Raw genomic sequence first — 11,546 nt, forward strand, 5'->3', positions numbered from 1 at the left:
CGCCCACCGAGCCAGTCTGCCATCGCACGGCGCCAACGAATTGGCCGTCAAGAGGTGGCGCACACCAACCGTTCCCACATGACGATCCGTCACCGGGCCAGCCCGAAACGCTCAGCCAGGCAGGCGGCGACGTCCTCGGCGGTGCGGGTGTGGTTGATGTGCACGACCGGGAGGTCGGCGGCGGCCGCATGCCGCGCCAGATGGCCGGTGAAGAGGCGGTCGCGTTCAACCAGGTTGGCCAGGGCCCGGTCGGGTTGGCGAGTGCGCAGCCAGAACGCGTCCGCGGACCCTCAACGGGCGAACGCCGCCCGGCGGAAGCCGGGTGTGGGCAGGAGCCAGACCGCGTGCCGCCGGTCGGACAGGTGCGGACGGACCAGCTGCGGGAGGAGCCGGAAGCCCTCGGCGATGACCGGTCCGTCGCCGGCCAGCTGCCGGAGGTCATCGAGCACCAGCTTGAAACCTTCGCCGTGGAACCACGGGAAGTGCTCGTACATCGTCATGGGGTCGCCTTCGACCCACCGTTGGTCCATGGTCATGCGTCGGAAACGCGCCAGCAGCGGCGCCGCAGCCGGCTCCAACTCATCGCTGTGCACACCGATCGTCGCGTCAGTGCTGTACAGGGGCGCATCGAACCGCTCGGCGAGCAATCGGGCGACCGTTGTCTTCCCGGCGCCGCTGCCACCTCCGATCCACCGCACATGGGCAAGCGAGCGCATGGTGCCAGTCTCTCCCCGGCCCGCAACGGCGGTCCTCGAAGCACTTCATACCGCCGGGGTTTCCACGGCATGAGCACCCAACCCGACGTGGCCGGAGAGCCCGGTCAGGCTCCGGGTCGTCTCACACGGGATCGGCTGCTGGGACGGACAGCTCGGTCCCGGCGACTTCCGCGAAGGGCACCTGCGACGGTTACGCCTTCTGGGCGACGGCGAAGGTGCGCAGGAAGGGGAAGACGGTGCCGTAGGGACGGCCGGGGTAGGCGTGGCGTAAGAGGGCGGCGTACTCGGCGCTGAAGGCGTCGGCCTCGTCGTCGTTCAACCTCTGAAGCACGGGCCGCAGGCCGGTGCCACGGACCCACTCCAGGACCGGGTCGTCACCCGGCAGGACGTGCAGGTACTGCGTCTGCCAGACATCGGCTTGCAGGCCGTTTGCGGTAAGCAGGTCGAGGTAGGTGTCGGGGTCGGCCACTGCCAGAGCGTCGCGGAGCACGCCCTGCAGCCGACCACGCCAACGGGGTGAGTCGGCGAGGTTGCGCATCAGCTTGTGCGAGGGAGCGTCGAAGTTCGCCGGCACCTGGAAGGCGATCCAACCGCCGTCGTTGAGCTGCCCGGCCCAACGGGTGAGGAGCTCGGTGTGCTGCGGCACCCACTGCAAGGCGGCGTTGCTGATCAGAACGTCGACGCCTAACGCGTCGAGGTCCTCCGCCGCCCCGACCGTGAAGCTCGCGCCCCGGCCGACGGGTGCGCGGGCGATCATCTCGGGCGAGGAGTCCAGGCCCAGGAGTGTCGCCGCCGGCCAGCGCTGCGCCAGCGTGATGGTGAGTTCACCGGACCCGCAGCCGACGTCGACGACCGCGGCCGGTGACTCCGCGCTGATCTGGGCGACCAGGTCGAAGAAGGGCCGGCTCCGGTGGTCGGAGTAGCGGGCGTACTGCAAGGGGTCCCAGCGCATCAGGATCCGATCTTTCGAGGTCGAGACACCTAGCTTGACGTCGAGACAGGCGCTACCCGCGCGATCTGCAGCTCGCCCGCTCGGACTGTCCCCCAGGACGAGCCTTCTGCGGGAACGCCCCGCTCCCCACCCGACGCCTGTGACTTCGACCGTAGGCGGCGCGGTTCTCACAGCGCCATGTGGCCGGGTCAGCGAACTGGGCTGGCCGTGGTGATCACGTCTGATAGACGATCGCTACCGGCACCTACCGTCAGACGGTCCGCCGAGCTGCGTAGCGCCACTAGCCGGGCGGGCTGCTGCCCAACGGTGGCGCGGTAGGCGAGACGCACGCAGTAGGTCGTGGGCTACCTCCGCCTCACGACGGCGAGGAAGGTGCAGCCGTCTGGCGAGCTGGGCTGATGCGACGACCCGGGCCGGTTGTGGATGAACGTTCCCCGCCCAGACGCCTGGTTCTGGTCGACGAACGTCCCTGACAGGACGTAGAGGTACTCGTCGTGCTCGTGCTCATCCAGGTAGGAGAGCTGGTAGCCGGCGTCGTACTGAAGGAGCACTATTCGCGTGCCCGACTCGCGGTCGTTCACAAGAGTCATTCGCCGGTATCCCGGCTCGACCTCCGTCCACTGCGCCGTCGCGGTGTCGACGTAAGTCACGAGCGCCTCAAGCATGGAACGCTCTGCTTCGGTCACGACTCAGCGATCTTGTTCATGAACTGAGGGTAGTGCTGTCCCCCTCGCCCGGGAGGCGCCGTGTCGGAAGACGAACTCCGTCATCCGGACACGTCGTCCAGGTCGGCGAGGCGGATCGTCGCGTTGTCGCGGTAGCCGCGACGGTCGTAGAAGTCGAGTGCGGGGTGGTTGTCCACGTGGATGCCTGCGACGAGCTGCCGCACGCTGTGCAGGCTGGCCCACTCGCGGGCAGCGCGCTCCAGCCGGCGGCCCACTCCCTGACCCCGCTCGTAAGCGGCGACCACCAGGTGCAGGTGTCCGGTGGGTACCGGCAGCAGGATCTGGTGGGCGGGCGGTGGCGGGTCGGCCGACACCTCGGCCAGTCCGATGACCCGCTGCTCGACGACGGCCACGAGCAGGGCTCGCCCGCCGTGGTCCGCGGCCAGCTCGGCGTCGAAGTGGCTGTGTACCGCGGCGCGGTCGGGGACCCGGTAGACCGACGGGTCCAGGGCCGCGTGCACCCGGCCGTTCTCCAGGCGCAGCTCGACCAGCTCCTCGAGGTCGCCGTACCGGGCGGGCCGGACGGTGACGGTCGTTTCCTGCCGGTCCGCCCCCACGAGCCCATCCTGCCCGGTCGCGTCCCGGACACTGGACTGATGAGTGCTGTCGTCGCGGTGCTGCGCTACCCGCTCAAGAGCGCACAGGGCGAGCAGCTCGTTGCGGTGCAGGTCGACCGGGAGGGGCTGCGGTCAGACCGGACCTGGGCCTGCATCGACGTCGTCGACGGCACGGTCGGCAGCGCCAAGCACCCGGGGCGCTGGGGGCGGCTGTTGCAGGTCGTCGCCACCGTCGACCCGAAGGGCGGCGGCGAGGTCATGGTCGGCGTGGACGGGCGGCGGGCGGTCGCCGGCAGTCGGCAGGCCGACGAGCTGCTCACCGAGCACCTGCAGCGGCCGGTGCGGCTGACGCAGGACGTGCCGGACCGGGCCCGGCTGCACCGGCAGCTGCCCGACGATCCGGGGCTGGTGCAGCAGTGGATGGACGACGCGGCCGCGGGACAGGAGATGGTCACCGAGTTGTCCGGCGCCCGGCCGGGCGGCCGGTTCGTGGACTTCGGGGCGGTGCACCTGGTCACCACCGGCGCCCTGGCCCGGCTCGCCCGGCAGGTCGGCCGCAGCACCGTGGACGCCGCGCGCTTCCGCCCCAACCTCTGCCTGGACGCACCGCGCGACCCGGCACCGGGCCAGGAGCTGCGGATCGGTGACGTCGTGCTGCGGGTGGTGCTGCCCACGCCACGCTGCATCGTCCCCGCGCTGCACCCCGACCCCGCAACGCCGCTGGACCGGCACCTGCTGACCACCTTGGCTCGAAACCACCAGACGGCCGTGGGCGACTTCGGGCGCGCAGCCTGCTTCGGGGTCTATGCCGAGGTCATCCAGCCCGGCCGAATCGACGTCGGCCAAGTTGTCCGATAGCCGACCGGCCAGCGACACAAGATCACCAGAACGTCGCCAAGGAGAAGCGCGAGGACCGGTCGTCCCAATAGACCCGTCCGAATTGTTGTCCCACAAGGGTGCCTTGTACGGCACACTCACCCCGTGACCGGACTCAAGATCGGGTACGCCCGGGTATCGACAGTCGGGCAGGACCTCACCGCTCAACGGGACGGCCTGGCCGCACTCGGCGTCGACGCCGAGCGGATCTACGTCGACCACGGCCTGACCGGGACTACCCGAGTCCGGCCGGGCCTGCGCGAGGCTCTGGCCGCCTGTCGCGCCGGCGACACGCTCGTGGTCACCAAGCTCGACCGTCTCGCCCGATCACTGCCGGACGCCCGCGACATCGTCGAGGAGCTCACCACCCGCGGCGTGCGGCTGCAGCTCGGCGGCTCGGTACACGACCCGACCGACCCGGTCGGGCGGCTGCTGTTCAACGTGCTAGCGATGGTCGCCGAGTTCGAGGCCGACCTGATCCGCGCTCGAACCCGTGAGGGCATGGCCGTGGCCCGCGCCGCCGGCAAGCTCCGCGGGCGCAAACCCAAGCTCACCCCCGGCCGCGAGGCGCTGCTGGTGGACCTCTACCGCACCGGGCAGAAGAACCCGTCGGACCTCGCGGAGTTGTTCGGCGTCGGGCGCTCCACCGTCTACCGAGCCCTCCAGCGCGCTGGCGCCGGCGTGCCAACCGCGGCCGGCGCCGCGGTTGCCTCCACCGCGGCCGAGTGACCGGCTTCCGGTGATGGTGTCGACCCTCGCCGGGCTCGAGCAGGAGCAGCGGGCTCTTGCGGATCGACGGTGGCAGGTCCTGCGGCCGCACGTCGATGACGGGGTGCCGCTCACGCGGGCCGCCCGCGACGCGCATGTCCCGCTGCGCACCGCGCAGCGCTGGCTGGTCCGCTACCGCACTGGCGGCCTGGCCGCATTGGCCCGACCAAGCAGGTCCGACCGTGGCGTGCGGCGAATGCCGGCCGAGCTGGTACGCCTGGTCGAGGGCCTGGCGCTGCGTCGCCCCCGCCCCTCGGTGGCGACCGTGGCGCGGCAGGCAGCGCTGGCCGCGGCGGAGCACGGATGGCCCGTGCCGTCCTACAGCACCGTGCATGCGATCGTCGCCGGCCTGAACCCGCAGCTGGTGACGCTGGCGCATGACGGGCCGACAGCGCTGCGCGACCGCTACGAGCTGGTGTATCGGCGGCAATCCGACCGGCCGAACGCGATGTGGCAGGCCGACCACACCGAGCTGGACGTGCTGGTGCTGGACGCCGACGGGACGCCCGCCCGGCCGTGGCTCTCGGTCGTGCTCGACGACTGCTCCCGGGCCGTCGCCGGCTACAGCCTGTTCCTGGGGGCGCCCTCGACGCTGAACCTGTCGCTGGCGCTGCGCCAGGCCATCTGGCGCAAGACCGACCCGGCGTGGGCGGTGCACGGCCTGCCCGACCTGCTCTACGCCGACCACGGCAGCGACTTCACCAGCGACCACGTGGCTGCGGTCGCCGCCGACCTGCACATCGATCTGGTGCACTCCGCCGTCGCGCGCCCACAGGGGCGAGGCAAGATCGAGCGGTTCTTCGGCACCGTCACCACCGAGCTGCTGCCCCAGCTGCCCGGGCAGCTCGTCCGCGGCCGCCCGGTGTCCCCGGCCCGGCTTACGCTGCCCGAGGCGGACGCCGCACTCGGCAGGTGGATCACCGGCACCTACCACCAGCGCGTCCACAGCGAGACCGGCCAGGCGCCGCAGCAGGCGTGGCTCGCCGACGGCTGGCTGCCCCGCACCCCGGACAGCCTCGAGCAGCTGGACCTGCTGCTCGTCCAGGTTGCCAAGCCGCGGGTCGTGCATCGCGACGGCATCCGCTTCCAGGGCCTGCGCTACCTGGACCCGACCCTGGCCGCCTACGTCGGCGAGCCAGTCACCATCCGGTACGACCCGCGCGACCTCGGCGAAATCCGGGTCTTCCACCGCGGCCGCTTCCTGTGTCGGGCGATCAGCCGTGAGCACGCTGGCCAGGCACTGACGCTCAAGGACATCCAGACCGCCCGCAGCGCCCACCGTCGGGCCCTTCGAACCCAGCTCGACGACCGGCGCGCCGCGGTCCGCGAGTACCTGCCACCGCGCCCGGCTGAGCCGGCAGCCGCCACCACCGCGCAGCGGCAGACCGAGCCGGCGCAGCAGCAGTCCTCCCGGACCCGGTCGAGGCTGCACACCTACCTGGAGGACAAGACGTGACGACACTGACCAGGCGCCGCACCGGGCCGTTCATCGCCACCAAGGAGTACCGGCGCTTCGTCGAGTTCGCCGACGCCGTCCGCCGGGAGAGCTACATCGGCCTGTGCTTCGGCCCCGCCGGCGTCGGCAAGACCCTGTCCGCCCGCCGCTACACCCACTGGGACAGCGCGGAGCCGCTGCTCGAGCAGTGGGGGCCGCGCTCGGACAGCGATGCGAACATCTACGCCTCGTTGGCCCGTTCCCGCACCGTCTTCTACAACCCGACCACGACCAGCACGCTGCGGCAGGTCGACAAGGACCTCGACCTGCTGTTCAGCCGCGTTGACATCTGCATCGACCAACACGTCCCCCGCGAACAGACGCACTCCTCCGGCGGCCCGCCGCGCTACGTCGACCTGCTCGTCGTCGACGAGGCCGACCGGCTCTCCGCACCCCTGCCTGGAACACCTGCGCGACCGCTTCGACCGCCGACCCGTTGGGCTCCTGCTGATAGGCATGCCCGGCATCGACAAGCGGCTGTCGCGCTACCCCCAGCTCTACAGCCGCATCGGCTTCGCCCACCAGTATCGCCCGCTCGGCGACGACGAACTCGCGTTCGTCCTGAGCCGCCACTGGCGCAAGCTGGGGCTGACCCTGGACCTCACCGATTTCACCGACGCCCAAGCCGTCGCCACCGTCGGCCGGATCACCCGCGGCAACTTCCGCCTCGTCCACCGCCTGTTCGTTCAGATCGAACGCGTCCTGAAGATCAACGACCTCACCGTCATCACCAGCGACGTCATCGATGCCGCCCGCAGCACCCTCGTCATCGGCGACACCTGAGCTACGGAGGCCTCCATGACCGTCCCGGCAGCGCCAGCAGACGGCGCCGACAAGGCGCAGCTGCTCGACGTCGCGTACCACCACGAGCCGTACTGGCGCCCCGGCCAAAGTGACTGGATCAAGAGCCTGCTGCTGTTCTTCGACGGCGTCGCTGTGCTGGTCCCGGACTACATGCGCGACCGACCGCTGTTCACCGACCCGACCCTGGCTCAGCCCCTCGCCGACCAAGGCTTGCTGCACCGGCTCAGCCCCGAGACGCTCGTCGATCAGCAGACCGCCGAGGCGCTCACCGAGCTCCTGGACGACCTGCTGCGCGCAGACGCGTTCGACGGCCTCAACCGGGACACCGCCTTCGCCGAGATCTCCCACTCGCGCCTCGGCGGCACCGCAGACGCCGGCCTGACCGAGGTTGTCCTCGAACAACTGCGCGAGCGGGGCCTCGCTCGGCCCACGGTCGACGGTGTCTCAGCCGCTGCTCACCGCTCAGCAGTTCTCGGTCGGGCTGCTCGCCCTGGTCGTGGCGATCGGGCTGCTCGCCGGTCTGACCCCGTACGGCGTCGCGACCGCCGTTGTCCTGGCCCGGCGCACCGCGACCACCCCGGCTGCCGGCGCCGCACCCGGTATGCGCACCGCCGCGTGGTTCACGCCTCGGCGCGGCCGTTTCCCTGCTCGCCGCCGGCGTGGTCGCGGCGCTGGCCGGACAGGTCCTGGTCAACGTGCGCCTGGCCCGCTATCTGCCGCTGCTGACGCTGCTCATGGGGCTGCAGATGCTGGGTCTTCGCCGTGCCCGCCGCCGAGCGGCGGCTGCCCGCAGCGTCGAGCGACCGGCGCGGCCACTGAGGGCCTTCCTTGCTTACCGGGCCATAGTGCCAAGATGGCGGGATGACCGGCCCGGACGGCCGTCACCGCCTGATGGCCCGGCCGTGGGGTTGCTCGTCACCGGAGCCACCCCGCACCCCAGGCCGCGACTGCCTTGATCGAGCGATTCCCGACCGTAGCCGGCGCGGTCACGGCCGCTGCTGCCTACGGTGCGGATGTCGGTCATGGCGCAACCTCAAGTGCCCGCCACGGCTGCCGGCGGGCTGGCGCCGTCCTCGTTGCCGGCTGGCTCCTGCGGTCCGGTGAGCTGGGTGTCGGTGTACGCATCCGCTCGGGCTGCTGGTGGCTACCGGTGCCCCGTGGGCCACTGCAGGAACGGCATGTTGATGATGATCCCGGGCTGCTGGAGTGTCAGTTCCCCCGCCTGCTGCGCCGCCAGGACGTCCGCGGCGGAGGTCAGCTGGCGTGGGCTGGCGCCATCTTTCCAGGTGACCAGGTTCAGGGCACGCAGCGGGGAGTAGCCCGGATCTCCCGGTGCGGTGGGGAACACGTCGCCCTGGAAGCCCAGTGGACCGCGGTGCTCGGGCTGGATGCCGTTGCTGAATATGTACACCGGGGATGTGGCCTCCGGCGGCACCTTGGCCAGCTCTGGCACGTAGACCACCGGTGAGTTCTTCTTGCCCGTCAGCAGGTCGGCGATCTTCTGGTCGGAGACCTCAGTGTGGGCGAAGCGGATGTCCTTGTTGGCGTACCAGGCGAAGACCGACGGCGGCTCGGCGGATGGAGCCGCGCCCGCCGAGGATGCCCCGGCAGCGGGTTGCGAGGGCTGCGGCGCCTGGGACTGAGTGGTTGCTCCGCAAGCGGTGACGAGCAGAACCGTGAGCGCCGCCACCCCGGTGAGCAGGCGAACCCGGTGCGCGCGGGCGGCGTTCCTGGTTCGGGCAGCCGGTGGCGGCCCTGCGGGCCCGAGCTCGCCGCCGGGCTGTGCCGTTCCGGTGGCCATCGGGTGGGAGACGGCGACGTCCTGTCGTGTCGGCACGGCTACGTGGTCCTCCGGTCTTCGGCGCTCGGTCAGCGGCGGGGGCCGCCTGTCACGTGGCGACGACCCTGTCGCGGTTCAGCCAAATGCCTCCACCGGCTGGAAGGTCAAATCGGTGTCCTCGAAGCAATGCCGGCAGCCCGCGTGGCGGTAACCGACGGCGCCGGTAGCGGCCACCGGCCCCTTGCCCGGTCGTGGGCCGCCCCCAAAGGAAGCGGCACCATTGCCGACCGTCGCGTCAGTGGGCTCCGTGCTGTGACAGCCCGATGTCGAGCGGCCCGTGGCCGGCCCCCCATCTCGGCGCCGATGGTCAACGGCACGACCGCCATGCGGTCGTCATCGGCTGCTCGGTGGCTGCGCGGATCAGAGTTGCCGGACGTCGGCTTCCACGGCCTCGAAGGCCTTGCGGGCGGCGATGAGGACGGGGTCCCAGACCGGGGAGAACGGTGGGGCGTAGGCCAAATCCAGGGAGAGGATCTGGTCGACGCTCATCTCGTTCCAGATACACGTAGCCAACGTGTCGATGCGCTTGGCGGCCTCGCTGCGGCCGACGACCTGCGCGCCCAGCAGCCGCCCGCTGCGCCGCTCGGCGATCATCTTGATCCGGATGGGTTGCGCGCCAGGGAAGTAACCGGCCTTGGTAGTGGAGTCCACCGAGGCGGTCACGAAGGAGTGGCCGGCCGCCTGCGCCTCCTGGCTGGACGACGTCCACCCGCACGCCCGGCTGGCGGCCGAGGCGACCGATGCCGCGGCCGCCCAGGGCGCGTTCTGGGGCCATGCACGACCTGCTGCTCGAGCACCAGGACGCGCTCTCCTTCGACGACCTCGTCGGCTACGCCCGGCAGTTGCATCTTGATGCCGAGCGGTTCACCCGTGACGTCACCGAGCGCCGCTTCGCCGGCCGGGTCGCCCGGGACGTCGACGGCGCCGACATGTCCGGCGCGGGCGGCACCCCCACCTTCTTCATCAACGGCCGCCGCCACCACGGCGCGTTCGACCTCGCGACACTCACCGCAGCCGTGCGTGCGACCGGCGCCCGGGCCGCCTACACCGGCTGACAGGTCCGGGCCGACCCCGAGCTGATGAAGTGCACGACGGCCCCGATGCCCCCGACTCGCCCTCGGAGCCAGCGTCTCACCGCACGGCATTCAGCCAGCCAGGGGACACGCCGATAACCCCCCTTATGTTGCCCGACCAGCTGACTTCGACATTGTCGTGACGGACGCCGGAGGGGCTGCGATGCTCAGGAACTGGGTCGGGTAGCGACGCGGGTCGCCGGGCCCGCCTCGAGCGGCGTCAGCCCGCTGGATGCGCTGTTCCATGCGCCTTACCGTGCCACTCCCGGACGCTGCTGCCAGAACCTCGTCGAGACGTTGGCCGCGGAGCTCGCCGATCAGGTCGACGGTGAGGTCCTCGAAGATGTCCACCGCGGCCTGGTACATCCGGGAGAGCTGCAGCAGCTCCCACGTCTCGATCAGCGGGCTGCGAAAGGGCTGCCGGCCGACGACCCGCAGCACTCGGCTGATCTGAGGATGGGACCAGCCCTCGGGTCCCGCGTTCTCGACGTCGGACCAGATGACCATGCCGCGGATCTCGGCCATGGTCAGGCCCAGCTCGCGGCCGATCGTGTCGTAGGAGCCGAGGGTCATGTAGGAGTCGGCCAGGCGCTGGCCGATCGCTCCGCTGAACTGGTGGACGACATCTCGGACTGAGTCTCGGTGCTGGGGCAGCAGCTGCAGGTGCGCCATGGTGGAGAAGTCCAGTTGGCCGCCGGTGGTCTTGGTGCAGATGTCGACCAGGTGCTCGGGCCACCACCGGAAGCGGGCCGGCCGGTACATCCGCTTGTGCCACATCAGGTCATCGAGCCAGCGGGCCGCACGCTCAAGCCGCTCTTCACCGGCTGGCGTGCCCGCGGGCACCGGTTGAGGGGAGTCCGGCCGCAGCCCGGGGAAGCGGGATTCGATCTCGCGTCCCATCTCCTCGCACAGACGCCGGGTCTCGGCGAGGACCTCTGGAGGCAGCTCACCGCCGGCGCCGGCGCCGGGGGCGCCGCGACCCAGGCCGCGTCGACGATCTGCTGGCATCGCATCCTCCCGCGCTCGGTGTCTCTGCTCAGTCTGCGGCACCACGGGATCTACGGCAGTCAGGTCGTCGTCTGCGCGCGTCTTGCTACTTGCTCCCCACCATGCTCCCCACCATGCTCCCCACTGGCCTGGGGAGCACTTCTAGGCTGCTGACCTGGGGTTTCGAGTGCCTCCCCATGCTCCCCACAGCGGATCGGGTAAGTCGTGCGTGAACGGGCGCGCGCGGAGCGCTCAGTTCGCCGGGGATCTAGATGGGCAACTTGCAGTAGTTCTGGTGTCACAGCCGCGCACCGTTCGATCCCTTCCTCGTTCGTGGAGGGCCCCGAGGGTCGACGTGTCGACACGCCGAAGCTGTCAAGGGCCACGTTTCCGATTCGATTTGCTGGTAGGACTACGGCGTGGCGAACAGGCGAGGAGTCCAGCCAACCGGGGGACGCCGAAAGCTGGGGGAACGCAAGGCGCAGACGGTGCGCATGCCCATGGACCATTTCGGGCTGTACGACGCCGAGGCAGAGCGCGAAGGCCTCGAGATCGGCGACTACCTCACCAAGTCACTGGCTGAGGCTCACGGCCTACCAGTGCCTGGCTACATCGAGGAACGCCAGCGCAAGGCACTGGCTGCGCGCGAGGCCGAGCAGCAGGAGATGCCCATCAGCGCCTGAAACAGGCCTTGAACAGCGAGAAGCCCCCCACGGCTGGCCGGCGGAGGGGGGCAACTCGACTCGAAGCAAT

The 11,546-nt window shown here is 70.6% G+C and carries 13 protein-coding genes and 2 pseudogenes; 8 read left to right on the forward strand and 7 right to left on the reverse strand.

Going from position 1 to position 11,546, the window contains the following annotated elements; genetic code table 11:
* Positions 1-290: 290 nt before the first annotated feature.
* From BLW04_RS20125 to BLW04_RS20140, 4 genes are all read right to left on the reverse strand, one after another.
* Positions 291-716 (reverse strand): hypothetical protein, encoded by a 426-nt coding sequence (locus tag BLW04_RS20125; protein ID WP_139306933.1) that lies wholly within the window; start codon positions 714-716, stop codon positions 291-293.
* 190 nt (positions 717-906) lie between these two features.
* Entirely contained in the window at positions 907-1,668 is a 762-nt protein-coding gene (locus BLW04_RS20130; RefSeq protein ID WP_091546490.1) for a trans-aconitate 2-methyltransferase, read from the reverse strand.
* Positions 1,669-2,012: 344 nt separating this feature from the next.
* Positions 2,013-2,354, reverse strand: coding sequence for a cupin domain-containing protein (locus BLW04_RS20135; RefSeq protein WP_175484161.1), 342 nt, complete (start codon positions 2,352-2,354; stop codon positions 2,013-2,015).
* A gap of 80 nt (positions 2,355-2,434) precedes the next feature.
* Entirely contained in the window at positions 2,435-2,950 is a 516-nt protein-coding gene (locus tag BLW04_RS20140; RefSeq protein WP_091546494.1) for a GNAT family N-acetyltransferase, read from the reverse strand.
* Between the two features lie 39 nt (positions 2,951-2,989).
* On the opposite strand from BLW04_RS20140, the gene BLW04_RS20145 reads away from it, so the two are divergent.
* From BLW04_RS20145 to BLW04_RS20165, 6 genes and pseudogenes are all read left to right on the forward strand, one after another.
* The gene (locus BLW04_RS20145; RefSeq protein ID WP_091546497.1) at positions 2,990-3,808 is read left to right on the forward strand and encodes an MOSC domain-containing protein; all 819 of its coding nucleotides are present in this window, start codon (positions 2,990-2,992) and stop codon (positions 3,806-3,808) included.
* Positions 3,809-3,931: 123 nt separating this feature from the next.
* Positions 3,932-4,555, forward strand: a complete 624-nt coding sequence (locus BLW04_RS20150; protein WP_091546501.1) for a recombinase family protein — start codon at positions 3,932-3,934, stop codon at positions 4,553-4,555.
* Between the two features lie 13 nt (positions 4,556-4,568).
* Entirely contained in the window at positions 4,569-6,050 is a 1,482-nt protein-coding gene (locus tag BLW04_RS20155) for a Mu transposase C-terminal domain-containing protein (RefSeq protein ID WP_091546575.1), read from the forward strand.
* Positions 6,047-6,421 (forward strand): annotated as a pseudogene (locus BLW04_RS28735) (AAA family ATPase); the annotation flags it as partial. The gene BLW04_RS20155 and the pseudogene BLW04_RS28735, both read left to right, overlap by 4 nt.
* Before the next feature lie 124 nt (positions 6,422-6,545).
* The gene (locus BLW04_RS28740; protein WP_254781818.1) at positions 6,546-6,872 is read left to right on the forward strand and encodes a TniB family NTP-binding protein; all 327 of its coding nucleotides are present in this window, start codon (positions 6,546-6,548) and stop codon (positions 6,870-6,872) included.
* 15 nt (positions 6,873-6,887) lie between these two features.
* Positions 6,888-7,619 carry a hypothetical protein gene (locus BLW04_RS20165; RefSeq protein ID WP_091546504.1) on the forward strand — a complete coding sequence of 244 codons (732 nt, stop codon included), beginning with the start codon at positions 6,888-6,890 and terminating at the stop codon, positions 7,617-7,619.
* 418 nt (positions 7,620-8,037) lie between these two features.
* On the opposite strand, the gene BLW04_RS20170 is transcribed toward BLW04_RS20165, so the two are convergent.
* Together BLW04_RS20170 and BLW04_RS20175 are read right to left on the reverse strand one after the other, a co-directional pair.
* Positions 8,038-8,730, reverse strand: a complete 693-nt coding sequence (locus tag BLW04_RS20170; protein ID WP_091546507.1) for a DUF7482 domain-containing protein — start codon at positions 8,728-8,730, stop codon at positions 8,038-8,040.
* 363 nt (positions 8,731-9,093) lie between these two features.
* Positions 9,094-9,417 (reverse strand): annotated as a pseudogene (locus tag BLW04_RS20175) (flavoprotein oxidoreductase); the annotation flags it as partial.
* A gap of 89 nt (positions 9,418-9,506) precedes the next feature.
* Here BLW04_RS20175 and BLW04_RS20180 point away from each other — a divergent pair.
* On the forward strand, positions 9,507-9,788 hold the full coding sequence (locus BLW04_RS20180) for a DsbA family protein (RefSeq protein WP_139306934.1): 282 nt from the start codon (positions 9,507-9,509) through the stop codon (positions 9,786-9,788).
* 123 nt (positions 9,789-9,911) lie between these two features.
* Here the strand turns inward: BLW04_RS20180 and BLW04_RS20185 are convergent, their stop codons facing one another.
* Complete coding sequence (locus BLW04_RS20185) at positions 9,912-10,814, reverse strand: hypothetical protein (RefSeq protein ID WP_139306935.1); 903 nt, start codon at positions 10,812-10,814, stop codon at positions 9,912-9,914.
* Between the two features lie 467 nt (positions 10,815-11,281).
* On the opposite strand from BLW04_RS20185, the gene BLW04_RS20190 reads away from it, so the two are divergent.
* Positions 11,282-11,476: a hypothetical protein gene (locus BLW04_RS20190; RefSeq protein ID WP_091546513.1), complete on the forward strand. Its 195-nt coding sequence runs from the start codon at positions 11,282-11,284 to the stop codon at positions 11,474-11,476.
* Positions 11,477-11,546 lie beyond the last annotated feature (70 nt).

Origin of the sequence: Modestobacter sp. DSM 44400, assembly GCF_900107175.1 — a bacterium.
Taxonomy (GTDB): domain Bacteria; phylum Actinomycetota; class Actinomycetes; order Mycobacteriales; family Geodermatophilaceae; genus Modestobacter.